Source organism: Kingella kingae ATCC 23330 (genome assembly GCF_900111845.1).
In the GTDB taxonomy this organism is placed as follows: domain Bacteria; phylum Pseudomonadota; class Gammaproteobacteria; order Burkholderiales; family Neisseriaceae; genus Kingella; species Kingella kingae.
Genome location: NZ_FOJK01000058.1, coordinates 40,800 through 64,703, shown reverse-complemented (window position 1 = coordinate 64,703; position 23,904 = coordinate 40,800). Strand labels below are relative to the sequence as shown.

Here is a 23,904-nt window from a genome sequence, read left to right as displayed (position 1 = left end):
ATGGCGGTATTTTAGCACGTTCGCTACGCAAAGCAGCCTGCACTTTTGCTTGATTTAAAGTGCAGGCTGCTTTGTTATTTAACAGATTACGCCAAGATTTTCTCTACAATCTCACGCACATCTTTGGATAAAGTATCCAATGCCGCCAATTTTTCCAATTCCCCACGCATCAAGGCTTGGCGTTGTGGTTCAATGCGTTTCATCAGATTAAACGTCCGTGCCAAACCAGCCGCCACTTGCGGATTAAACGCATTGATTTCACAGATTTTTTCTGCCACAAACGCATAACCAGAACCGTCTGCTGCGTGAAAATGCGGCACGTTTCTAGCAAACACGCCAATCAGCGAGCGAACCTTATTCGGATTGGTCAGCGAAAATTGTGGGTGCGACAAAGCAGCCTGCACTTGCGCCAACGTGTCCGCACGGCGACTGCTGGCAATCAGCATAAAATATTTATCCATAACAAGGGCTTGGTCGGCAAATTTCGCCGCAAAACGATTGAGCAATTCATCGCGTTTCGGGCTGTTGTTGTGGTTAATCGCGGATAACACGCCCCATTCATGCGTCATGTTTTTACGCGCCATTTCGTCATAATGTTCAAAGACTTGCTCAATCGTGCCGTTTTCGTCAAAGCGATGAATCAAGGCGAAACACGCGTATTGCAGCGAACGCAATCCCGCGTCTTTCGGATTGTATTCATAAACCGCGATTTCCTTGCCGCGTTTATCGGCGTTTTCCAATTCACGCGCATTCAACGCATTAGCCAACAATTCGCCATGCAAGGCGTGGGCGATGTTGTCCAACAAGGCTTCACGCGACATCGCGATTAACACAGGGTTGATGTTTTCGCGGTCGCCCCATAACTCGGCTTCAGTCGGGATTTTCAGCAGCAATGCTTTGAATGCAGGGTCAATTTCCGCGTTCAACACGTTTCGCAATGCATCAATCAATTTGCCGTGTTCGGGCATGTTGTCGCCATTTGCCAAGGCGTGTTCATTCGCCAAAATCGCTCGGCGGTACAGCGTTTGCCCTGCTTCCCAACGCGCAAATGGGTCGTCATCATTCGCCAACAGCAGCGCAAGTTGTTCATCTGTATAATCAAAATTCAAATGCACAGGCGCGGAAAAACCACGCAATAAAGACGGCGTAACCGAATTGGCTGACATCAAAAATTTAAATGATTGCTCGGCTTGGTTAATCGTCAAAACGGTTTCGGTTTGCATTTCCACATTTTCAGGCTGCCTGAAAGCGATTTTCTCGCCTTTTTCATTCAAAAACGCGATAGACAAAGGCATCATCATCGGCTGTTTTTCCGCCATATCGGGCGTGGCTGGAATGCTTTGTTTCACGTTCAAAACGTATTCGCCATTTTTCAGGCTGCCTGAAATATTCAAAGTCGGCGTACCTGCTTGCGAATACCACAAGGCAAATTGGCTGAAATCCACGCCATTCGCGTCCGCCATGGCGTTGCGGAAATCATCGCAAGTTACAGCTTGCCCATCGTGGCGTTCAAAATACAATTTCATGCCCTTTTGGAAGCCGTCTTCGCCTAAGAATGTGTGGTACATTCGCACGACTTCCGCGCCTTTTTCGTACACGGTTACGGTGTAAAAATTGTTCATTTCCACATAGCTGGCAGGGCGAACGGGGTGTGCCATGGGGCTGGCATCTTCGGCGAATTGATGTGTGCGTAACATGTTTACATTTTCAATTCTTCGTACTGCTCGGCTGGCTCGGTCGCCTGAAAATTCTTGGTCGCGGAACACGGTCAAGCCTTCTTTGAGCGACAACTGAAACCAGTCGCGGCAGGTTACGCGGTTGCCTGTCCAGTTGTGGAAATATTCGTGTCCAATCACGCCTTCCACGCCTTCAAAATCCGCGTCTGTGGCGGTGTGGCTGTCGGCAAGTACATATTTTGTATTGAAAATATTTAAGCCTTTGTTTTCCATTGCACCCATGTTGAAATCGCCCACCGCGACAACCATGTAAATATCCAAATCGTATTCCAAGCCGAAACGCTCTTCGTCCCATTTCATTGAATTTTTTAATGATTCTACGGCAAACGCGACTTTATCCGCATCTTCTTGGCGTGTGTAAAATTCAATCGCCACATCGCGTCCGCTTCGGGTCGTGAACGTGTCGCGTGTGCAAGCCAAATCACCAGCCACCAACGCGAATAAATAGCTCGGTTTGGCAAATGGGTCGTGCCACACGGCGAAATGTCTGCCGTCTTTCAGGCTGCCTGAATTCACTTTGTTGCCGTTGGACAGCAGTACGGGGAATTGTTTTTCATTGGCGCGGATTTCGGTGGTAAATTCGCCCATTACGTCGGGGCGGTCGGGGTGGTAGGTAATGGTGCGGAAGCCTTCGGGTTCGCATTGGGTGTAGAGATTGCCGCCGCTCGCGTACAGTCCGTTGAATGATTTGTTTTCGGCTGGATTGAGTTCCGTTTCAATCGTCAAAATAAATGGCTCGGCTGGCATTTCAGGCAGCGTTAAAGTTTCACTTTCTTTGTCGTAACTATACGCGCTTTCAGGCAGCGTATTGCCGTTTAAGGCGATAGAAATTAACTTCGCTTTGCCTTTTAAAATAAAAGTGTTGATTTCATTTTGTGGCTCAACATGTAGTTGCGCGGTAATGTGCGCGTGGGTTTCGCTCACGTCAAATAATAGATGAATTTTCGGTACGAGATGATTGGGTGAGGTGTAATCGTTGAGATATTTCACGGTTTGAGACATGATTTTTCCTTGTTGAAGTGATGATAAAAAGTGCAGGCTGCTTTTGTCTTATTTAAAAACCAACAGCGCGATTTGATAAACCGCCCACGCGCTAATCAATAAACCTGTGATTAGGCGTATCGTTTTGTTTTGCAAAATACTTTGTAATTGAATCGCAAAAAAGCCCATTGCCAGCAAATTGGGCAGCGTGCCAAGTCCAAATGCCAACAAATACAGCGCACCTTGCGAAGCCGAGCCGCTGGATAGAGCATACAGCGCGGCGTTGTAAACCAAACCACACGGCAGCCAACCCCACAATGCGCCCACGCCTAAACACGCGCTCATGCTGCGAATCGGCAATAATCGGTTGAGTGCAGGCTGCATTTTGCGCCAAATCCAACGCCCTAAAAATTCGGTTTTGCTGGCAAGCGTGGAAATGCCTGCCAAATACAATCCCATCAGCAACAATAATACATTGGCGCACACAAACAAGCCGATTTGCAGGCTGCTGGTTTGCGCCAACACGCTGCCTGCGCCCGACAACGCGCCCATGAGTGCACCAATGGTAACGTAGCTGGCAATGCGCCCGATATTCAGCAACAAAATCAGCCAAATACGCTTGATGTGTGGCGGCAGTTGCAAGGCAAACGCGCTGCTCAATCCGCCGCACATGCCCACGCAATGTGTGCCGCCAAAAAAGCCGAGTAGGAATAATGTTAATAAAGTGGTGGACATGGTTGCGATGTTTGGCGAAAAAAGTGCGATTTTACACGTTTTTTATAGTGAATTAGATTCAAATTAGAACAAGGCGACAACGCTCGCCGTGTACGCGCGTGGTACATAAGAGCGGTGGCAACGTAGTACCAGTTTGAAGATAATTCACTAGAAAGCAGCCTGCACTTTGTAAATCGCGTATAATCGCGCCGTTTTTTAACCAAACTTCACTTTTCTTATCATGACGACACAAAATTCATTCTTGGAACGCTGGTTCAAACTCAAAGAAAACGGCACAACGGTTCGCACCGAAATTTTGGCTGGTTTCACCACTTTTTTAACGATGTGTTACATCATCATCGTCAATCCTGCCATTTTGTCTATCACAGGCATGGACTTTGGTGCGGTGTTTGTGGCGACTTGTATTTCTGCTGCGATTGGCTGTTTCATCATGGGTGCGTTTGCCAATTATCCGATTGCGCTCGCCCCAGGTATGGGCTTGAACGCTTATTTTACGTTTAGCGTGGTGCAGGGTATGGGTGTGAACTGGCAAATCGCGCTGGCTGCGGTGTTTATGTCGGGCATAATCTTTTTTGTGTTCAGCTTTTTCAAAATACGCGAAATGCTGGTCAATGCCTTGCCCATGAGCCTGAAAATGGCGATTGCGGCAGGCATTGGCTTATTTTTGGCGTTGATTGCGCTCAAAGGCTCGGGCATTGTCGTGGGCAGCGAAGCCACTTTGCTCAAAATGAACAATTTGTATGAAATCAAAGACGGAGTTAAAACGCCGAATTTGCCTGTGTTATTGGCATTGGGCGGCTTCTTTTTGACCATTGCGCTGGATTATTTCCGCGTGCGTGGCGCAATCATCATCAGCATTTTTACGATTACAGGTTTAGCAGTCGTGTTTGGTTTAACCAAAATTGAAGGTATTGTGTCTGCCGTGCCATCGCTCGCGCCCACGTTCATGCAAATGGATTTCAACGGATTGTTCAATGGTGGCATGATTGCCGTAATTTTCGTATTTTTCTTGGTGGACTTGTTTGACAGCACAGGCACATTGGTCGGCGTATCGCACCGCGCAGGTTTGTTGGACAGCAACGGACATTTACCGCGACTCAAACGCGCCTTGTTTGCCGACAGCAGCGCGATTGTGGCAGGTTCAATGCTCGGTACATCATCAACTACGCCCTATATTGAAAGCGCGTCAGGCGTGGCAGCAGGCGGCAGAACAGGTTTAACCGCCGTTACGGTGGGCGTGTTGTTGCTGGCGTGTTTGTGGTTTTCGCCACTTGCCAAAGCCGTGCCAGCCTTCGCGACTGCGCCTGCTTTGTTGTACATTGGCGTACAAATGATGCGCTCTGCCACTGAAATTGATTGGGGCGACATCACCGAAGCCGCGCCTGCCTTTATGACGATTGCGTTTATGCCGTTTACCTATTCCATTGCAGACGGCATCGCGCTGGGTTTTATCAGCTACGCAATCATTAAATTGTGCTGCAAACGTGCCCAAGAAGTGCCAATTATGGTGTGGATTGTGGCGGTTTGTTGGTTGGGTAAATTTTGGTTTTTGGGGTCGTAAAGTATAAAAAGCAGCCTGCACTTTAAATCAATCCAATAAAGTGCAGGCTGCTTTTTTCAGTTTAACGTAGGTTAGGTGCGACCCACGCACTGTTTATTTAATGATGATGGTGATGATGCTTGTGTGCATCGTCCGATACACGCTCATCGCCCACGGGAACAGTCAAAGTTGCGTACAAAATAGAATGCTGACACACTTTTTGGTCGGCATAAGGCGTTTTGTGTACCACTTTCACTTTCCATTGTCCCTCAATTAACGGCAAGAAATTCGCTCTGCCGTTTTTATCGGTTACGACCGAGAAACCATTGATTTCACGATGCGCGTTCATCGCTTCCAAATCTTTGCGGATAACCGTGTCTGCCGTAGCCGTAATGGTTGCACCAGCAAGCGGTTTGCCATTGTGCAACACTTGCAATGGTAGCAGATGCCCTGCTTCTACTGTATTCGGATTAGCTAACGGCACAATTTCCAATGCCTGCCCCACAGGACGGCTAATTGTTGCTAAATCCAATTCGCCCTTGCCAACGTGCAATACGCTCTTGCCAAACATTTGCGTTTCTTCACAATGTTGTGCATCTGGTACGGCAGTCAAATTATTTTGCGACCACTTGCCTTGTGCATCTTTTACCCAAAATGTCGGTTTATAAGTCGCCACCACACGATAAGTGCTAGCAGTCAAAGGCTTTTTGCTGGCGTATTCATAATTTTCGCCACGCACCACCAAAGGCGTTACTTGACCGTTTGCCGATACCACTTCCATCGGTTTGAAAATATGCAAGCGGTTTGCAGCGATTTTTTCGGGGAATGGATAATTGTGGCTATATCCCAAATCGGCTTGCAATGTTTGGTTTGCGTCCAAATGTGTGGGGCTGATAACCCAAACATCGTGCGCGTTCGCCATTGCTGACAAAATCGCCAAAGTGCAGGCTGCATAAATATGTTGTTTCATACTATTACTCTTATTGTTGCAGATTAAATGTGCATTATATTTACTATATATGCGCTATATCTTGACGTATGTCAAAATTTGTTATGTGAGATTGGTATGACCCAATAAGCCATTTAGCCGTTTAAATACGCAAGTTTATGTTGGGGCGCGACTTAATCTATGTTATAGTGAATTAAATTTAGATTAGTACAGCGTTGCCAACTCCCTTATGTACTAGCTGTACATGGCGGTCATTGTCGCCTTGTCCTAATCTAAATTTAATCCACTATAAAAGCAGCCTGCGCTTTGGGTAAACAAAAAGTGCAGGCTGCTTTTTTCGGTTTAACGTAGGTCGCGAGTCTTACCCCGACATCAGAATATTCGCACAAGTCGAGGTCAAGACCGACGACCTACGCAAAAGCCATTTACCCCATTTTCACTGCTTCGCCAAACACCTGCGCCCACAGCGTTTTAACGTGTTCATAATGCACCAACAATTCGCTATCCACCGCTGCACGTTGCCAGTCGCGCAGGTTTTTATTGTGCTGTTGCTGGCGATAATGGCGATAGGCGGCGCGGCATTGTTCCGCTAAATTTGCGTCAATCAAACCGCGTTGGGCTGCCATGTTCAGCAGCGCGATGTTGCCATAGTTTTCCAGCAATTCGGGGGCGGCGTTGCTTTGCGATAACACCAAATATTGCACGATAAATTCCACGTCCACTACGCCACCACGCGCATACTTCACGTTGTCATCAACAGGCGGATGGGTGGCGAACATTTTTTCGCGCATTTCTATGATGTCGCGTTTTAGCTGCACCGTGTCGCGTGGCTGGGTCAAAATGGCGCGGCGAATTTGCTCAAACTTGCGCCCGACTTCGGTATCGCCACAAATAAATCGTCCGCGTGTGAGCGATTGATGTTCCCACGTCCACGCTTGTTCGTGCTGATATTTGTCAAACGCTGCCAAACTGTGCGCCAAAAAGCCTGCATCGCCATTGGGTCGCAAGCGCAAGTCTATGTCATACAATGTGCCTGCGCCTGTGCTGCCCGATAGCCAAGTGCTTAATCGGCGCGATAATTTGGTGTACAACTCAATCGCGTTGGCGTCATCGTCTTCATACAAATACACCAAATCCAAGTCGCTGGCATAGCCTAGCTCTTTGCCGCCCAATTTGCCGTAGCCAATAATGGCGAATTTGGGTGATTCGCAATGCGTTTTGGGCATATCTTGCCAAACGTGTTGCAGCGTTTGCGCCAATACCAAATCCGCCAAATGCGACAATTCATCGCTCAATGCCTCCACCGTCCACAAGCCAGCCAAATCTTGCACCGTTAAACGGAATGTTTGCGCGTGTTGAAAATGGCGCAACACGTCCATTTTGGCTTCGGTGTCATCGCAAGCGTGCAGGCTGCTTGCCAATTCATCGCGCAGGGCTTGCCAATCTAGCCGCTCCATGAGTTGTGCCGATAGCAATTCGTCCAACAAAATCGGGTGTCGCTGCAAATATGCCGCAAGCCACGCGCTTTGCGACATCAAGTCGGCAAGTTGCGCCAATGCCTGCGGATATTGTTGCAAAAACGCCAAATAGGCAGAACGTCTGCTAATCGTTTCCAAAAAATCCAGTAAACGAAACAATGTGTTATCGCTATTTTGCACACGCGCAGCCGCTTCTAGTAGACGCGGTACAATCGCGTCAAAACGCAAAGCAGCCTGCACCGAAAGTTGGCGATATTTGGTGCTTTGACGCAGTTGTGCCAAACGCTGCACCACGCGCTCGGCATCGGCATAACCCAAACGCGCTAATTGGGTGTAGGCTGCTTTTTCACCGTCCGAATCGTTCCATTTCCAGCAATCGTGCAAATCGTGTTGCGCGACTTCAGCTTCATCGGGTGCGTCCAACACATTGCTAAATTGTTGATTGACCAAAGCGCGATGTTCGTTCAAGCAGCCTGCAAATTCCGCCCAAGTGGCAAAACCCATGCTTTGCGCCAGCAAATGTTGTTGCGATTCCGATTCGGGCAAAGTTTGCGTTTGCTGGTCGTCCCAATATTGCAAGCGGTGTTCTACATCGCGCAAAAAGCGGTAGGCAAGCAATAATTTTTGGGCGACTTCGTTGTCCAAAATGCCCAATTCTGCCAGTTTGAGCAGTGTTTCCTGCGTGCCTTTGAGCTGCAAAGCGCGATTTTGTCCGCCACGAATCATCTGAAAAATCTGCGCGATAAATTCCACTTCGCGAATGCCGCCTGCACCCAGCTTCACATTATCGGTCATGCCCCGTTTTTGCACTTCTTGGCGGATTTGGCGATGCAGGTCGCGCATTGCGTCATAAGCGTTGTAATCCAAATACTTACGGAACACAAACGGGCGAATCATGCTGTTGATGTCGTTGGCAAACGGCGTAACCACGCGCCCTTTGCACCACGCATAACGCTCCCATTCGCGCCCTTGCGTAACCAAATATTGCTCCAACGCCGCTTCGCTGCATACCAGCGCGCCACTGTCGCCATCGGGTCGCAAACGCATATCTACGCGGAAAACTTGACCGTCTGCCGTGATTTCGTCTAGCAGCGCAATCAATTTTTGCCCAACTTTGGTAAAAAATTCCTGATTGGTGCGCTCGCGTTTGCCGTTGGTGTCGCCGTTTTCGGGGTAGATAAAAATCAAATCAATGTCGGACGATACATTCAGCTCAAAGCCACCCGCCTTGCCCATTGCCACCACGCTCAACTGTTGCGGCTCTTGTGTGTAATGCCCAATGGGCGTGCCATACATATCGACATAATAGGCATAGGCAAACGATAGCGCGGTGTTGATAGCAAAATCCGCCAGCTCGGTAATCGTGCGCGTTACTTCTGCCAAATCGGATTGGCGACACAAATCGCGCGTCATGATGTGCGCCATCACATTGCGGCGCAGCAAGCGCAGTTGCTTGGCGAGTTCTTCTTCGTTTTCGCTGGATTGAATGTGCTGCCAGTCGGCAAAATCGGCAAAATCGGTTGGCATAATCGGGCGCGATAGCCAATTAGACAAAATGTCCAAATTTAAGCGTTGATTGTCTAGCTGGAGTGTGAGCCATTGAGAGTAGGGCGTGGCGGTGTAGAGAGTGGAAAGGGGCATGGTGTGGGTCTCGTATGGTGGAAAGGGTGCATCTTATCATTAAAATATTGAAAAGCAGCCTGCACTTTACATCAACAAAAAAGTGCAGGCTGCTTTGCTTAATCAAAACCGCTTTTCCACGCTCAAATACACACGTTGGCTTTTGCGTGAATAAAACGCAGGCATATTGCTAACGATTTGATAACGCGAAAAATTCAACTTCGGCATCAAGCCCCAATAATGCCATTTTGGATTCCAAATCGCCACATCGGTTTGAATGATTTTGTCATCTCGGCGAAACGGATAGGGCGTAACCCGCAATTCGGGTGCTTGGTTGTAGCGTTCCTTGCCGTACGACAGCGAAGCCGATGCGCCAAAATAATTAAACTGTTTGCTCACGCCACCAAACACCTGCCAGCTTTTAGACGACAGCGACTCTTTTCGCGCCTGATTCTTGCCCACCGTCACGCCAAAATGCACGCCAAACGTAGGACGCGAATACACCAGCACAGGCGTAAGCGACACATAACGGCTGTCAAAATCACGCAAATCCGCATCGTGATAGCGCGTTTTGCGCCCCGACACGCTCAACTGCACACGCCACGCAGGCAAAAATTGATACGCCGCACTTTGGCTCGCGCCCCAACTTTGCGTATAACGTGCGCCGCCCAACCACGATTGCAGCGCAAAAGGCGTGGTGCGGAACGTCCAGTTTTTGTTTTGGTAGATATAACTGCCTGATATGTAAACATTATGCTGACTGTATTCGTGGTTGTCCCAATAATGTCGCCCGTTTACGCTACCCGAAAACGACAGCGCATGGTTGCCAGCAAGCGGTACAAAACGCGACACCGACACGCCATAGCGCAAACCTTCGGCAGATTTGGGTAACGACTGCTCACTTTTTTGCAGCCGCGCACCATTGATGACGATTTCACGTTCTGCCGATGCGTTGTTTACATTATTGTTGCGGTCATATTCCAACTGTCCGTCAAACTGCCATTGCTGCATATGTGCCAACGATTTTAAGTGCGCGTTGGCAATGGCGCGAAGTGCAGGCTGCTCTGTTTGCTGCGCCAAGTGTTCAAACTGCTGCTCGGCATCGGCAAAGCGTTTGTCTTCCAGTTGCATGGTTGCCAAGTTCATTCGCATATAAGGCAAATCGGGGTGTTGCTCAACCAAATTTTGTTGTAAATCAATAGCTTGACTGAGCTTGCCGTGTAGATAAAGCAAGGCACTTTGCGCGTAGTCTTGCAAGATTAGGTCGCGCTCTGGATGTTTTTGATACAGCGACAACAAATCTTGCAAAAACGCCGCGTCTTTGGTTTTGATGGCTTGACCAATCAGCTCTTCCAACAAAGGACGATTGCGGAGTAAATCTTGTTCGTTGAGCGTGATGTTTTTGACAGGTGCAGAAGTCGGCAAAGCAGCCTGCGCGTCGGGCGATTCGGTTGGCGAAATGAGAGTTGAGCGCGTGATGGGTGCGCTTGTTTCTATGGGGACTGGCGGTGCATCAAATGTGTTGGCAAGCAAATAAGTGGGCGCGAGTAATGTCAAAATAGCCAAGTGGCGCATAAAAAATCCTTGTGGAAATGTAAAACTGCCTGTTTATTGTACGACAAACAGGCAGTTATTGAGACTGAATCACATTGCATTAAGGCTGCTTCGCACCTGCAAAACCGATTTTTTCATTTTCGTAAATTGGGTTGTCGTATTCATCTTCTGAATTCAAAACTTGATATTGACGATTGGTCGTTACTGTACCTGCAATTTCTGTTGCATTAGGACCTTTGCAACATTGAATATTGATTTTTGAAAATAAAAAGCAGCCTGCATTTTTGTGTACGCAAAGTGCAGGCTGCTTTTCAAACCCGATTACGGATTAGGCGCAGATTGTTTTTTGCCAATAAACATCACATTATCTAGATCATGTTTGCTCTTAATCCTGCCTGCGATTTCGCTGGCATCTGTGCCATAAATACCCAATTCGTAGGGCCCTATTTCGTCGCCTGTTTTCTTGCGTACAGCCAGTCCTGCAATACCAAAACTAGGTAATATTCCTGAATTGCCTGTTTTTAAATCAGGATGCTGATGCCCATTAGTAGTATGAATATCGCTCCATCTCAGCTCAATATCGCCCACTTGGTTTAGCCCTGTGATGTCGCCTTCGCCCCTGCCGTTGTTGTTGGCGGTATAGGTAATATTATAATTCAATTTGCCTGTTTCGCCTTTGTTGTAGGCAACACCTGAATAGTGGAACGTGTTGTTTTCAGGCAAAACCTTGGGCGAAATTCCACCATATACAATGCGGTATTTGTCGTTATTGTTTTCCGTTGGGCTTTGAATTTTGGCATGGTTATCGTAGATGCCTGCCACAAACGAAAACGGCTGGTTATACACTTTATAAGTGCTATCGGTTTGGACAGTAGAGCCATCTGCATATTTAAATGTGCTGCTTAAATTGCCTTCGCTCATACCCTGTTTAAAATCGTTGATGTTTAACGGAACATAATACGTTTTGCTGGCATCGTCAGCTTTGCCTTTGTAAACATGATTGCCGATTTTAACTTCGGCGGTTTGAATGGTGTTAGCTACATTGTTTCGTACTACACCAAAACCAGATTTTTCTGCAATGGCTTTTTTGTCAGTCAATTGCTGCTTGGTTAATGGTGGCTGCACTGGGTTATTAGGCTGCACTGGTTTATTAGGCTGCACTGGTTTATTAGGCTGCACTGGTTTATTAGGCTGCACTGGTTTATTAGGCTGCACTGGTTTATTAGGCTGCACTGGTTTATTAGGTTGTGCTGGTTTAGTTGGAACAGTATTGGTGCCATTTGTATTTACATTTGAACCGCCTCCACCGCCACCGCAAGCCGATAAAACCGAAGCACATAAAGTTGCTAAAATCAAGGGTTTAAAAGTAATAGGTTGTTTCATAGTTTATCCTAAATTTAATTAATAATGAACACAATGAATTGTTAGATTCATCGACTGATTTTTGTGAAAGGAGACAAATTATACGACTATATGCAATTTTTTTGAACCCTTTTTACAGTAATGACTCAAAAAAGCAGAGAAAGAAATGGCTAGAATGCGTTTTTTACTATTGATAATCCCCTTGAATTTTCTTAAAAATTCAAGGGGATTGGAAATGTTTTACAGAATTTCAAACTATTTAAATCAATGACGGAAATGGCGCACCCCCGTTACCACCATCGCAATACCATGTTCATCAGCCGCCGCGAACACTTCTTCATCGCGCATAGAACCTGCTGGGTGAATAATCGCCTTAATCCCCTGTTCCGCAATCACATCAACGCCATCGCGGAATGGGAAAAATGCGTCCGAAGCCGCACACGCACCATTCAAATCAAAACCGCCGTCTTGTGCCTTACGCGCCGCAATTAGCGTACTGTCCACGCGGCTCATTTGCCCTGCGCCAATGCCAAACGTCTGACCGTCTTTGCCGAACACAATCGCATTAGATTTCACAAATTTCGCTACATTCCACACAAACAGTAAATCATTCCATTCTTGTTCCGTTGGTTGGCGTTTGGAAACGACTTTCAAATCCGCACGATTTAATTGATGAATATCAGGCGTTTGTACCAACAAGCCGCCGCCCACACGTTTCAATTCAAAACGATTTGCGCCCGCCACCAAAGGCACAGTCAAAACGCGCACATTTTTCTTCGCCGCCAAAATTTCCAACGCTTCTGCCGTAAACGCAGGCGACATAATCACTTCCATAAATTGATTGTCCGTGATTTGTTTTGCCGTTGCGCCATCTACTTCGCGGTTGAACGCGATAATGCCGCCAAACGCGCTGGTCGTATCAGTCGCGTACGCCAAACGGTAAGCGTCCAACGTATTCGTCGCCACCGCCACACCGCATGGATTGGCGTGTTTCACAATCACACAAGCAGGTTGTTCAAGCGATTTCACCGCTTCCCAAGCCGCGTCCGAATCCGCAATATTGTTATAAGACAATTCCTTACCTTGTAATTGCGTGTACGCGCTCAGGCTGCCTGAAGCTGGGTAAATATCACGATAAAACGCCGCTTGTTGATGCGGATTTTCTCCGTAACGTATTTCCTGAACCTTAATCCAACTTTGGTTAAATTGTTGTGGAAACGCAGAAATTTGCGGCTCGCCCGACAATTTTTCATCAGACACGCTGGTCAAATAATTGGAAATCATGCCGTCATATTGCGCCGTGTGGTTGAATGCTTTGCGCGACAAATTAAAGCGCGTTTTGTCGCACAGGCTGCCTGAATTTTGTTGCAATTCATTGATAATATTTTCAAAATCCGAATTATCGGTAACAATCGCCACGTGTTTCCAGTTTTTCGCGGCAGAACGCACCATAGTCGGGCCGCCAATATCAATATTTTCAATTGCGTCTTCCAACGTGCAACTTGGTTTCGCAATCGTGACGGCGAATGGATACAAATTCACGCACACCAAATCAATGTTGCCGATGTCATGTTCTGCCATTTTCGCAACGTGTTCGTCCAAATCGCGGCGACCCAAAATGCCGCCGTGAATTTTCGGGTGCAGCGTTTTTACGCGCCCGTCCAACATTTCAGGAAAACCCGTGTAATCAGCCACTTCAATCACGGGGATTTCTGCGTCCGCCAGTAATTTCGCCGTGCCGCCTGTGGATAAAATTTCCACGCCCAATTCGTGCAAAGCGCGTGCAAATTCTACTGCACCTGTTTTGTCGGATAAGCTGATTAAGGCGCGTTTGATTTGTGCCATGTTTTTGATTCCTTGTTGTAAATAAAAGGGTTAGGGGAAAAGGATATGGTTATTTCTTTAAGGATTGAATGTGTTGCTGGGTTTTCTCTTCTGTGCCAATAAATTCTGGGTTAGACAACAGTTGCACAGCAGCCTGCATTTGTTCTCCATTTAACATTTTAGTATTATATTGTTGAATATAAGGAATAAAATCATTCAATAAACAAACATTGCTAGGCAATTGGGTACGAATTTGACAATTTCTATGTGCAAATACTACAACAGAATGAAAAGCTGTTTCGGGCAAGGTAAGTAAATTTTGCAAGGCTTTAATATGCCCATAATTTTGGTGCAATGGATTGGGGAAAGGATATTTTTGTTGTTTGTGTCTAGATAAAGTATGCGTCCATTGTCTATCTTTGGATTGACCAAAAATCCAGCCTGCAAAATATTTTACTTCTACAACAAAAATACCAAACGGCGACACAATAATATGGTCAATCTGTGTTGTTTTTTGCTGATTCGGCAAAATTAAGTTATGAAAATGACGATAGGTTGATGGATTCAAATTTTCTAAAATTTTAATTTTAATGAGTTGTTCGCCAATATTTCCTTTAATTTGAATATGTTTGCCTGTGTTATTTTTACTTGGTTGTGTAGGCTGCTTGGTTAATGAATGATTAGGTTGGGGCGATGGAATATCTCGCGGTTTATCTTTTGGTTTGCTTTGTTGTTTCATACTCCAAGCAGCCATACCAATCATGCCGACTATGAACCAAAATAAAAATTCCATGAGCATCAATCCTTTTAAAAAAATAAAAATCAAAAAGCAGCCTGCACATTTTGAATATTCCAAATAATGTGCAGGCTGCTTTGTCTTTACGACAGTAAGCCGTGTTGTACTAATTTTTTACGCAAGGTGTTGCGGTTTAAGCCCAGCATATCGGCGGCTTTGCATTGATTGCCACCGCATTCTTGCATCACGCGCTGCAACAGCGGTTTTTCTACTTGAAACAGCACCATGTCGTAAATCCCCGATGGTGTTTCGCCGTCAAGGTCGTGGAAATACTGGTTTAAATTCTGCGTGATGCAATCGGAAATATCAGGAACGTGGTGCATAACAAATCGTGAAAAAATGATTAGGCGCGGATTGTAACGGTTTTTACACTTTTTTGCACAAGTTTAAGCGGATTGCATCGTACGTTGGCGGCGCGTTTCTGCCAACACCATGCCAGCCGATACGGAAATATTCATGCTTTCCACTGTACCAAACATGGGGATAGACACCAGCGCATCGCAATGTTCGCGCGTTAAACGGCGCATGCCGTCGCCTTCGTTGCCCATGACCCACGCCACCGATTGCGGAATGTCGTAATGGAACAAATCGGCATCGCCGCCCATGTCTGTGCCGACTACCCAAATGCCGCATTCTTTGAGTTCGCGCAGAGTTCTCGCCAAATTGGTTACGGTAATATACGGCACAGTTTCGGCTGCGCCACACGCGACTTTGCTCACGGTGGCGTTTAAACCTGCGCTTTTGTCTTTGGGCGCAATCACGGCATGCACGCCCATGGCATCGGCAGTACGCAAACACGCGCCCAAATTGTGTGGGTCGGTAATGCCGTCCAGCACCAGCAAAAAGGCAGGTTCGCGCAAGTTGTCCAACACGTCTTCCAAATGAACGTGGTTTTTAGACGCGTCAATAAAGCCAACCACGCCTTGATGTCGTGCGCCTTTTGCCATTGTATTCAAGCGGTCTTGGTCGGCAAAATGCAGTTTGACGTTTTCTGCTGCGGCTTTTTCCAATACTTCGCGTGTGCGTGCGTCGGCTTTGTTTTCCAATACATACAATTCGGTAATGGATTTGGGGTTTTGCCACAAACGGGCGTTGATGGCGTGAAAGCCGTAAATCAATCTTTGGTTGGACATAAATTCTTTCTATTTGTGTAACAAAAGTGCAGGCTGCTTTTTAAATTTTGCTCAATTCATCACGCATTTGTTGAATCACTTGCGCGTAGTCTGCGGCACCAAAAATTGCCGAACCTGCCACAAACGTATCCGCACCAGCTTGGGCGGCTTGGGCGATGTTGTCGGTTTTGATGCCACCATCTACTTCTAGCGCGATGCGTCGTCCTGTTTGCGCCTGATACGCATCGAGCAGCTGGCGCGTTTGGCGCAATTTGTCCAGCGTGTGCGGAATAAACGCTTGTCCGCCAAAACCAGGGTTCACCGACATCAACAAAACCATGTCTAGCTTATCCAAAACGTGTTCCAAAATGTGAATAGGCGTGGCAGGATTGAGCACCAAACCTGCTTGTTTGCCTGCGTTTTTAATCAGTTGCAGGCTGCGGTCAATGTGTTTGCTGGCTTCTGGGTGGAATGTGATGATGTCTGCGCCTGCGTGTAAAAACGCGTTAATCATGTCATCAACAGGTTCTACCATTAAATGTACGTCAATCGGCATGGTGGCGTGTGGACGCAATGCCGCGCAAATCATCGGGCCAAAGGTTAGGTTGGGGACATAATGGTTGTCCATCACATCAAAATGGATTAAGTCTGCGCCTGCGGCAATAACATTGCGGACTTCTTCGCCCAAACGAGCGAAATCGGCAGAAAGAATGCTGGGAGCGATACGATATTGCATAGTAGCCTTTGATATTTGAAAATAATTCGCATTAAAATGCGGCAACAAAACTATTCAACCAAGGAATCACACACTATGATTTTGTCCACTTTTCGTTTGTGTACAGTGGCTTGCGCCGCGGGAATGTTGGTTGCTCATGTGCCAGCCGAAGCGTTTTCTATTCGCCCAAATTGCGATTTACGAACTTTAAAATTGAGCGTGCCACAGCGTGTGCAGTTGCAATTATTGCGCCAACATTATAAAGCAGAAAGTGACCGCATTGTGCGCGAAATTCGCAATAATCGTGGCGGAATCGAATTGAGCGGTTTGTTCGAAAAAGGCATGTTTGACCCAACGTACGCGCGTCGTGTGGCGTATGAACGCTATGCTGATGAAATGGCGCAAACGGTGGAAGAACTGCGCTTTTATCACGATATGTATCAAATCCTAACGCCAGAACAGCAAAAAATGTGGCTGAATTTGTGTATTAAGCATTAAATTAACCACAAAAGCAGCCTGCACTTTTCTTAAATTGTGCAGGCTGCTTTTTGTTATAGTGAAATGAAATAAAAATGGGACAAGGCGATAACGCTCGCCGTGTGCAAATAGCACATAAGAGCGTTATCAACGCCGTACCATTGCGATTTCATTTTACTATATAATCCGCGCTTTATTTTTGATTGCTGACCACTATGTCTAAAAAAACCAAAAACGAATTAGAAAACAATAAATTAAACAAACGCCTACGTCATGCAGTGGGCGACGCGATTAACGATTTCAACATGATTGAAAATGGCGACAAAATCATGGTTTGCTTGTCGGGTGGCAAGGATAGCTATGCGCTGTTGGATATTTTGCGCCAACTTCAAGCGTCCGCGCCGATTGAATTTGAACTGATTGCCGTCAATCTTGACCAAAAACAACCGGGGTTTCCCGAACACGTTTTGCCCGAATATTTGACCAGCATTGGCGTGCCGTTCAAAATTGTGGAAGAAGACACTTATTCCACCGTTAAACGTGTGTTAGAAGAAGGCAAAACCACTTGTTCGCTGTGTAGCCGTTTGCGCCGTGGGATTTTGTATCGCACCGCCAAAGAATTGGGTTGCACCAAAATCGCGCTCGGACATCACCGCGATGACATTATTGCTACCCTATTTTTGAATATGTTTTATGGCGGTAAACTCAAAGCCATGCCACCTAAATTGGTGTCGGATAATGGCGAACACATCGTTATTCGTCCGCTCGCGTATGTTAAGGAAAAAGATTTGATTAAGTATGCGGAATTAAAGGAATTTCCGATTATTCCGTGCAATTTGTGTGGTTCGCAACCGAATTTGCAACGTCAAGTCATCGGCGATATGTTGAAAGATTGGGATAGGCGTTTCCCTGGTCGTATTGAGAGTATGTTTTCGGCATTGCAAAATGTTGTGCCATCTCATTTGGCGGATACGGAGCTGTTTGATTTTGCGGGATTGCAACGCGGTCAAAATCTCAAACATGGCGGCGATTTGGCGTTTGATAGCGAAACCGTTTCGTTTACGCCTACGCGCGATGATGACGATGACGCGCCAGCCGAAAAGCAGCCTGCACGCAAAGTCATCAATATTTTGGGTAACAAACCAAAAAGTGGTTGTGGGCAATAATTTTAGCGACTAAAAAATGCAGGCTGCTTTTTCTATCACGCCAAACAAAAAAGGCTAAAACATCATGCAAACTTTGCTTTCTTCTTTGCGACATCGTTTCATTCAAGCGCCAATGGCAGGCGCACAAGACGCGCAACTGGCGATTGCGGTTTGTCAAGCAGGTGGGCTGGGTTCGCTACCAGCCGCCATGTATTCGCCCGAACAGCTAGACGCGCAATTAAGCACGTTTCGGCAAGCGGTGGGCAATGCGCCTGTTAATGTCAATTTTTTTGCACACGAAACACCCAATCCATCTGCCGAACAAGTGGTGCGTTGGCAAAGCGCGTTGCAGCCCTATTGCGCGGAATTAGGCGTGGATTTAAGCCAAGTGGCGTTGCAAGACACGCGCCGTCCGTTTGACGAAACCATGTTGCCTGTGTTGGCAAAACATCGTCCAGCGGTGGTCAGTTTTCATTTTGGTTTACCCAGTTCGCCTTTGTTGGACGCGGTTCGGGTGACTGGCGCAAAAATCTTATCCAGCGCGACTACGGTTCGTGAAGCGCGTTATTTGGCAGCGCAAAGCATAGACGGCATTATCGCGCAAGGCTGGGAAGCAGGCGGACATCGTGGTTGGTTCTTGGATAAGGACGATGTTGCCACGCAAAGCGGCACGTTTGCCTTGTTGCCGAATATCGTTCGCGCCGTAGATTTACCTGTGATTGCGGCAGGTGGTATTGCTGATTGCGCTACGGTGCAGGCTGCTTTTGCTTTGGGCGCAGCAGCAGTGCAAAGTGGCACGGCATTTTTGTTGGCGGACGAAGCCTTAACCGCGCCGATTCATCGCGCCTATTTGCAAAGCGAACAAGCAGCCTGCACCGCAGTCAGCAATATTTTTACAGGCGGTGGTGCACGTGGCATTGTAACCCGATGGATGCGCGAACTGGGCTATATGCACCCCAACGCCTTACCTTTTCCGCTCGCTGGCGTGTATTTTGCGGCATTGCGTCAAGCCGCGCAAAATGCAGGCTGCCACGAATTTAACAGCTTTTGGGCAGGACAAAACGCGCCACTTTGCCAAACAGGCAGCGCAGCGCAAATCATACAAAACCTAATGGGAGAAACAGCATGAAACACATTCAAGCAGTCGCATTTGATTTAGACGGCACTTTGGTGGATTCCGTGCCCGATTTAGCGGCATCGGCAAACGCCATGCGCCAAGCCATGCAGTTGCCCGAATTACCACGCGATGTGGTGCAAAGCTATGTGGGCGATGGCATTAGCGTGTTGGTACATCGTGCGCTGACTGCCAATCATCATGGCAAGGCAGATTTAGCGACTTGGGAGCAGGGCTATTCGCTGTTTGTGCGCCATTACGCGCTCAACATTGCCAACGCCACGCGCCCGTATCCCGAAACCGAAGCCGCTTTGGGTTTGCTGCGTTCGTTGGAATTACCGCTTGCCGTTGTCACCAACAAAAGCGAAATGCTAGCCGTTAAGCTGTTGAAAGATTTGCAGCTTAACGATTATTTTAGCATTGTGGTGGGCGGCGACACCTTGCCCGAACGCAAACCCAGCTCCGAGCCATTGTTGTATGTGGCAGATGTATTGGGCGTTGCACCCGAAAATATGCTTATGGTAGGCGATTCGCACAACGATATGCTGGCGGCAAAAAGTGCAGGCTGCCCGAGCGTAGGCGTAGATTTTGGTTATGGCGATATGGCAGAACTGTCGCGCCATGCCGATACCAAGCCCGATTATGTGGTGCAGTCGTTGGTGCAAATTTACGAGCAAATCAAAGCTGCACGTCAAATCGCGTAAACCTGAAAAAGCAGCCTGCATTTTTTTGGTTGATTAAATGCAGGCTGCTTTTGTCCCTATTCAATTTCTTAAAAATTGGCGTAAGGTGGGATTTATCCCACCAAAACTGTTGAGTAAATTGGTGGAATAAATCCCACCTTACGACTGATGAAACACTTGTTTCGCAGAAAATCTAATGGAAGTTTGCAGTTAAAAAAGCAGCCTGCACTTTGTGCTACAATCGCGCCCATTATTTTGCACACAAACCACATCATGACACCCCTAGAATATTGCCACGACAAAGCTCAAAAAAGCGGTTCTAGCTTTTTGGCAGGCTTTAAATTTTTATCAACCGAACGGCGCAACGCCATGACCGTGTTGTACGCCTTTTGCCGCGAATTGGACGACGTGGTGGACGATTGCAGCGATGCCAACGTCGCGCGACAAACCTTGCTTTGGTGGCGACAAGATTTAGCCAAAGCTTATCAAGCCAACGCCACGCCCGAACACCCCGTAAACCAAGCACTCCAAAGCGTTGCACCTGCGTTTGCCTTGCCACAAGACGAACTGGAAGACATCATCAACGGCATGGAAATGGATTTGCACCACGTTCGCTATCAATCGTTTGACGATTTGCAATATTATTGCTATCGCGTGGCAGGCGTAGTTGGGCGATTGATTGCGCGAATTTTGGGTTACGCCAATCCGCAAACCTTGCAATATGCTGAAAAATTGGGGCTTGCCTTGCAGCTTACCAACATTATCCGCGATGTGGGCGAAGACGCACGCATGGGGCGGATTTATTTGCCAATGGACGATTTACAGCAATTTAATTGCCCAGCCAACAGCATTTTGTCCGCCCAAATCACGCCCGAATTTGAACGCTTAATGCAGTTTCAATACGAACGCGCCGTGCAAACTTATCGCCAAGCCGTTGCCCTGTTGCCCAGCGAAGACCAAAAAGCGCAAAAAGCAGGCTTAATCATGGGCAGTATTTATTACGCGCTGCTATTGGAAATTGAACGCGATGGCTTGCAAAACGTGTTGCGCTACAAAATCCGTTTGCCCAATCCGCGCAAAATGCGAATCGCGCTCAAAACGTGGTTGCTGGGGTTTAAACCGTGAAGCGCAAAGTAGCGATTATCGGCGCAGGTTGGGCAGGACTTTCCGCCGTCGCTCATCTTGCGCCCCATTGCCAAGTAACGCTGTTTGAAGCCAGTCGCGTGGCAGGTGGGCGAGCGCGTGGCGTGAATGCCACGCCTTTTTCATTTGCCGACAACGGACAACATTTGCTGATTGGTGCGTATCGTGGCGTGTGGGATTTGTTGCAACAAGTGGGCGTGGATATTGACCAAGCATTTGTGCGCCAACCCTTGCAATGGTATTTGGCAGATGGCGCACAGTTTGCCATGCCGCTTAACTTGCCTATGCGATTGGCATTGTTTTGGACGATCTGGAGCGCGAAATCGTGCAGGCTGCTTGAAAAAGTTGCGTTGCTGCAACCCATGTTGGCATTGCAAAAATGGTACACGCAAGCGCAACCCGACCAATCGGTGCAATCGTGGTTCGCCGCACACAAAGTATCGCCCAAATGGATAGCTGAATTTTGGCAACCGCTGGTGTGGAGCACCATGAACACGCCTTTGGAAACCGCCAGTTTGCGCGTGTTGTGTCATGTGCTGGAAGACAGCGTTTGGTGTCATCAAACGACAGCCTGCGATTATTTAATTCCGCGCGATGATTTGGGCAAAGTGTTTGCCGAACCCGTGTTGCAGTGGGCAATCGGGCAGGGCGCAACATGGCAGCCTGCAACGCGAGTCGGCAAAATCGGTTTGGACAATACGAAAATCGTGGTAGAAAACGAAACATTTGACGCAGCGATTTTGGCGACCGCGCCGTATCACTTGCCAGCCCTGTTGCCTGATGATTTGGGTGATTCAGTCCGCGCGGCGATAGACAAATTACAGTATCACGCGATTACCACCGTGTATTTACAATACGCAAAACCGTGCGCTCTGCCTGCGTTGATGACAGGTTTTGCATACGGCACAGCACATTGGTTGATTGACCGAACGCAAATCAACGGCGCAAACGAAATTGCCGCCGTGATTAGCGTGTCCGACCAAAGCAGCCTGCACCACACAGCAAACGATTGGGCAAGATTGGTACATCAAGACGTGTTGCGTGTTTGCCCGAATGTAGGCGAGCCGATTGCCCAGCAAGTGATTACCGAAAAACGCGCCACCATTGCCAGCAGCGTAAACCGAAGTCTGCCCGATATGCACGATTTGAATGCGCGTGGAATTTGGCTGGCTGGCGATTGGCTGCATTCGCGCTATCCAGCGACTTTGGAAGCGGCGGTGTTGAGTGGACAAGCAGCAGCACAATCTGTGTTAAGATAATGTCATTTTATGTGATTTAGGTAAACAAAATGAGCGAAAAAACATTGCAAAACAAAGTGATTTTGGTAACAGGCGCATCGCAAGGTTTGGGCGAGCAAGTGGCAAAAGCCACCGCTCAAGCAGGCGCAACCGTGATTTTGGTGGCGCGTAGCCAAAAGAAATTGGAAAAAGTGTACGACGATATTGTGAATGCAGGCTGCCCCGAGCCATTTGCCTTGGTGTTTGACATGATGCCCGCCCAAGACAAAGATTTCACCCAGCTTGCCGACACGATTGCCCAAGCCACAGGTGGCAAATTGGACGGCATTGTGCATTGCGCTAGCTATTTTTATGCCTTGTCGCCGTTGGATTTTCAAACGGTGGACGAATGGGTCAATCAATATCGCATCAACACAGTTGCGCCCATGGCATTGAGCCGCGCCTTGTTGCCGATGTTGAAAGCGTCTGACGATGCTTCGGTGATTTTTGTTGGCGAAAGTCATGGCGAAAAACCGCAGGCATATTGGGGCGGATTTGGCGCGTCCAAAGCGGCGTTGAACTATTTGTGTCAAGTGGCTGCCGATGAATGGGAGCGTTTTGAGCATTTACGCGCCAATGTGCTTGTGCCAGGGCGTATCAATTCGCCACAACGCATTAAAACGCACCCAGGCGAAACCGCTGCCGAGCGCAAAAATATGACCGACATCACGCCCGATTTTGTGTGGTGGTTGAGCAAAGAAAGCCGTGGACGGTCTGGCGAGATTGTGTATTTGTAAACGTGAAAATTAAAACAAAGCAGCCTGCACTTTTTGTTTATTGAACAAAATTGCAGGCTGCTTTTTTATAACAAATCGTATCTAGCATAAATTTGCTGATATTTTTTCGGTTTAAAGGTTTTGTAAAACCAGCGGCGCAATGGGTTGGCATAGTGGCTGCGCTTTTTCTCATAGCACGAATAGGCATCGTGAAAAACGTAGTACAAATTAATGCCTTGTTCGCTATAAAATTGACGGTGCTTATTGTATATATAAGCGGTGGCTTCGTTTTCGTATTGCGTGGTGGTATCTGTAACCGAAGTCAAGTCTTCGCGTTGGCGATAGAAAAACAGCACTTCGGGAATGTGGTGGACTTTTGCTCCGTGTTTGATTAGGTTAATCCACAGTTCCCAATCTTCAAAACAGCGCAAATTGGCGTCAAAACCGCCTGCGGCTATAAATTTGTCGCGCCGAAGCAATGCGGTCATTAAAATACAATTAACCCACAACAAGCGTTTTAAATTGAATGACATATGGATAATAGACGTACTTTTTCGCCCAAATAATTGATGATTTGAAGAGACAATATCTGCCTGATGCGTCCGAGCGGCTTGTACAAATTTTTCTAGCGCGTTGGGGCTTAATTTGTCGTCCGAATCCACGCATAGCAAATATTCGCCTGTGGCATGAGCAATCGCGTTTTGTCGTGCGCCAGCTTGTCCTTGATTGCTTTGTGTGTAGATTTTTAAACGTGGCTCATGTTGGGCGTAGGCTTGCAAAATTGCCAACGTGTCATCGCTAGAACCATCGTCCATGGCGATGATTTCAAAATCAGTAAAGGTCTGTGCCGATAGGCTGGACAGGGTTTCGTGAACGTATTTCGTGCTGTTGTAGCATGGAGTAATAATAGAAACTACTGGTGAATGAGTTATCATCGTCTCTTCTCT

At 47.4% G+C, this 23,904-nt stretch carries 20 protein-coding genes; 8 read left to right on the top strand and 12 right to left on the bottom strand.

The window, feature by feature from the left end; genetic code table 11:
• Window positions 1-86: 86 nt before the first annotated feature.
• Window positions 87-2,738, bottom strand: a complete 2,652-nt coding sequence (pepN, locus tag BQ5809_RS08425) for an aminopeptidase N (protein ID WP_003786091.1) — start codon at window positions 2,736-2,738, stop codon at window positions 87-89.
• A gap of 48 nt (window positions 2,739-2,786) precedes the next feature.
• Window positions 2,787-3,452, bottom strand: a complete 666-nt coding sequence (locus BQ5809_RS08420) for a sulfite exporter TauE/SafE family protein (RefSeq protein ID WP_003786092.1) — start codon at window positions 3,450-3,452, stop codon at window positions 2,787-2,789.
• A 220-nt stretch (window positions 3,453-3,672) separates the two neighbouring features.
• Between BQ5809_RS08420 and BQ5809_RS08415 the strand changes: the two genes are divergently transcribed.
• On the top strand, window positions 3,673-5,013 hold the full coding sequence (locus BQ5809_RS08415) for an NCS2 family permease (protein WP_003786095.1): 1,341 nt from the start codon (window positions 3,673-3,675) through the stop codon (window positions 5,011-5,013).
• A gap of 97 nt (window positions 5,014-5,110) precedes the next feature.
• Here the strand turns inward: BQ5809_RS08415 and BQ5809_RS08410 are convergent, their stop codons facing one another.
• From BQ5809_RS08410 to rpe, 9 genes are all read right to left on the bottom strand, one after another.
• A complete protein-coding gene (locus BQ5809_RS08410) occupies window positions 5,111-5,962 on the bottom strand; it encodes a DUF4198 domain-containing protein (protein WP_003786096.1) in 852 nt (283 codons plus the stop codon).
• Window positions 5,963-6,366: 404 nt separating this feature from the next.
• Window positions 6,367-9,060 (bottom strand): bifunctional [glutamate--ammonia ligase]-adenylyl-L-tyrosine phosphorylase/[glutamate--ammonia-ligase] adenylyltransferase, encoded by a 2,694-nt coding sequence (glnE, locus tag BQ5809_RS08405; protein ID WP_003786098.1) that lies wholly within the window; start codon window positions 9,058-9,060, stop codon window positions 6,367-6,369.
• 102 nt (window positions 9,061-9,162) lie between these two features.
• On the bottom strand, window positions 9,163-10,614 hold the full coding sequence (locus BQ5809_RS08400) for a surface lipoprotein assembly modifier (RefSeq protein ID WP_003786100.1): 1,452 nt from the start codon (window positions 10,612-10,614) through the stop codon (window positions 9,163-9,165).
• 300 nt (window positions 10,615-10,914) lie between these two features.
• Window positions 10,915-11,976, bottom strand: coding sequence for a factor H binding protein domain-containing protein (locus BQ5809_RS08395; RefSeq protein WP_003786102.1), 1,062 nt, complete (start codon window positions 11,974-11,976; stop codon window positions 10,915-10,917).
• Between the two features lie 243 nt (window positions 11,977-12,219).
• Window positions 12,220-13,800, bottom strand: coding sequence for a bifunctional phosphoribosylaminoimidazolecarboxamide formyltransferase/IMP cyclohydrolase (purH, locus tag BQ5809_RS08390; protein ID WP_003786103.1), 1,581 nt, complete (start codon window positions 13,798-13,800; stop codon window positions 12,220-12,222).
• Between the two features lie 49 nt (window positions 13,801-13,849).
• Window positions 13,850-14,572, bottom strand: a complete 723-nt coding sequence (locus BQ5809_RS08385) for a nuclease-related domain-containing protein (protein WP_230478918.1) — start codon at window positions 14,570-14,572, stop codon at window positions 13,850-13,852.
• An 86-nt stretch (window positions 14,573-14,658) separates the two neighbouring features.
• Entirely contained in the window at window positions 14,659-14,898 is a 240-nt protein-coding gene (locus tag BQ5809_RS08380; protein ID WP_003786106.1) for a Fis family transcriptional regulator, read from the bottom strand.
• A 63-nt stretch (window positions 14,899-14,961) separates the two neighbouring features.
• Window positions 14,962-15,708: a 23S rRNA (guanosine(2251)-2'-O)-methyltransferase RlmB gene (gene rlmB / locus BQ5809_RS08375; protein WP_003786107.1), complete on the bottom strand. Its 747-nt coding sequence runs from the start codon at window positions 15,706-15,708 to the stop codon at window positions 14,962-14,964.
• A 40-nt stretch (window positions 15,709-15,748) separates the two neighbouring features.
• On the bottom strand, window positions 15,749-16,423 hold the full coding sequence (gene rpe / locus BQ5809_RS08370; RefSeq protein WP_003786108.1) for a ribulose-phosphate 3-epimerase: 675 nt from the start codon (window positions 16,421-16,423) through the stop codon (window positions 15,749-15,751).
• 75 nt (window positions 16,424-16,498) lie between these two features.
• Between rpe and BQ5809_RS08365 the strand changes: the two genes are divergently transcribed.
• From BQ5809_RS08365 to BQ5809_RS08335, 7 genes are all read left to right on the top strand, one after another.
• Complete coding sequence (locus BQ5809_RS08365; RefSeq protein WP_032827640.1) at window positions 16,499-16,900, top strand: Spy/CpxP family protein refolding chaperone; 402 nt, start codon at window positions 16,499-16,501, stop codon at window positions 16,898-16,900.
• A 194-nt stretch (window positions 16,901-17,094) separates the two neighbouring features.
• A complete protein-coding gene (gene ttcA / locus BQ5809_RS08360) occupies window positions 17,095-18,045 on the top strand; it encodes a tRNA 2-thiocytidine(32) synthetase TtcA (protein WP_003786110.1) in 951 nt (316 codons plus the stop codon).
• Between the two features lie 64 nt (window positions 18,046-18,109).
• Window positions 18,110-19,153, top strand: coding sequence for an NAD(P)H-dependent flavin oxidoreductase (locus tag BQ5809_RS08355; RefSeq protein WP_003786111.1), 1,044 nt, complete (start codon window positions 18,110-18,112; stop codon window positions 19,151-19,153).
• Window positions 19,150-19,842 carry a phosphoglycolate phosphatase gene (locus BQ5809_RS08350; protein WP_003786112.1) on the top strand — a complete coding sequence of 231 codons (693 nt, stop codon included), beginning with the start codon at window positions 19,150-19,152 and terminating at the stop codon, window positions 19,840-19,842. The genes BQ5809_RS08355 and BQ5809_RS08350 overlap by 4 nt, the downstream gene beginning before the upstream one ends.
• Before the next feature lie 252 nt (window positions 19,843-20,094).
• Entirely contained in the window at window positions 20,095-20,946 is an 852-nt protein-coding gene (gene hpnD / locus BQ5809_RS08345; RefSeq protein WP_032827641.1) for a presqualene diphosphate synthase HpnD, read from the top strand.
• Complete coding sequence (gene hpnE, locus BQ5809_RS08340; protein WP_003786116.1) at window positions 20,943-22,223, top strand: hydroxysqualene dehydroxylase HpnE; 1,281 nt, start codon at window positions 20,943-20,945, stop codon at window positions 22,221-22,223. The genes hpnD and hpnE overlap by 4 nt, the downstream gene beginning before the upstream one ends.
• Window positions 22,224-22,252: 29 nt before the next feature.
• Window positions 22,253-22,978: an SDR family oxidoreductase gene (locus BQ5809_RS08335; protein ID WP_003786118.1), complete on the top strand. Its 726-nt coding sequence runs from the start codon at window positions 22,253-22,255 to the stop codon at window positions 22,976-22,978.
• A 65-nt stretch (window positions 22,979-23,043) separates the two neighbouring features.
• Here the strand turns inward: BQ5809_RS08335 and BQ5809_RS08330 are convergent, their stop codons facing one another.
• Entirely contained in the window at window positions 23,044-23,892 is an 849-nt protein-coding gene (locus BQ5809_RS08330; protein ID WP_003786119.1) for a glycosyltransferase family 2 protein, read from the bottom strand.
• Between the last annotated feature and the right edge of the window lie 12 nt (window positions 23,893-23,904).

Coding starts and splice junctions, on each gene's coding strand:
- pepN (WP_003786091.1), bottom strand. CDS start 2,738: ATGTCTCAAACCGTGAAATATCTCAACGATTACACCTCACCCAATCAT.
- BQ5809_RS08420 (WP_003786092.1), bottom strand. CDS start 3,452: ATGTCCACCACTTTATTAACATTATTCCTACTCGGCTTTTTTGGCGGC.
- BQ5809_RS08415 (WP_003786095.1), top strand. CDS start 3,673: ATGACGACACAAAATTCATTCTTGGAACGCTGGTTCAAACTCAAAGAA.
- BQ5809_RS08410 (WP_003786096.1), bottom strand. CDS start 5,962: ATGAAACAACATATTTATGCAGCCTGCACTTTGGCGATTTTGTCAGCA.
- glnE (WP_003786098.1), bottom strand. CDS start 9,060: ATGCCCCTTTCCACTCTCTACACCGCCACGCCCTACTCTCAATGGCTC.
- BQ5809_RS08400 (WP_003786100.1), bottom strand. CDS start 10,614: ATGCGCCACTTGGCTATTTTGACATTACTCGCGCCCACTTATTTGCTT.
- BQ5809_RS08395 (WP_003786102.1), bottom strand. CDS start 11,976: ATGAAACAACCTATTACTTTTAAACCCTTGATTTTAGCAACTTTATGT.
- purH (WP_003786103.1), bottom strand. CDS start 13,800: ATGGCACAAATCAAACGCGCCTTAATCAGCTTATCCGACAAAACAGGT.
- BQ5809_RS08385 (WP_230478918.1), bottom strand. CDS start 14,572: ATGGAATTTTTATTTTGGTTCATAGTCGGCATGATTGGTATGGCTGCT.
- BQ5809_RS08380 (WP_003786106.1), bottom strand. CDS start 14,898: ATGCACCACGTTCCTGATATTTCCGATTGCATCACGCAGAATTTAAAC.
- rlmB (WP_003786107.1), bottom strand. CDS start 15,708: ATGTCCAACCAAAGATTGATTTACGGCTTTCACGCCATCAACGCCCGT.
- rpe (WP_003786108.1), bottom strand. CDS start 16,423: ATGCAATATCGTATCGCTCCCAGCATTCTTTCTGCCGATTTCGCTCGT.
- BQ5809_RS08365 (WP_032827640.1), top strand. CDS start 16,499: ATGATTTTGTCCACTTTTCGTTTGTGTACAGTGGCTTGCGCCGCGGGA.
- ttcA (WP_003786110.1), top strand. CDS start 17,095: ATGTCTAAAAAAACCAAAAACGAATTAGAAAACAATAAATTAAACAAA.
- BQ5809_RS08355 (WP_003786111.1), top strand. CDS start 18,110: ATGCAAACTTTGCTTTCTTCTTTGCGACATCGTTTCATTCAAGCGCCA.
- BQ5809_RS08350 (WP_003786112.1), top strand. CDS start 19,150: ATGAAACACATTCAAGCAGTCGCATTTGATTTAGACGGCACTTTGGTG.
- hpnD (WP_032827641.1), top strand. CDS start 20,095: ATGACACCCCTAGAATATTGCCACGACAAAGCTCAAAAAAGCGGTTCT.
- BQ5809_RS08335 (WP_003786118.1), top strand. CDS start 22,253: ATGAGCGAAAAAACATTGCAAAACAAAGTGATTTTGGTAACAGGCGCA.
- BQ5809_RS08330 (WP_003786119.1), bottom strand. CDS start 23,892: ATGATAACTCATTCACCAGTAGTTTCTATTATTACTCCATGCTACAAC.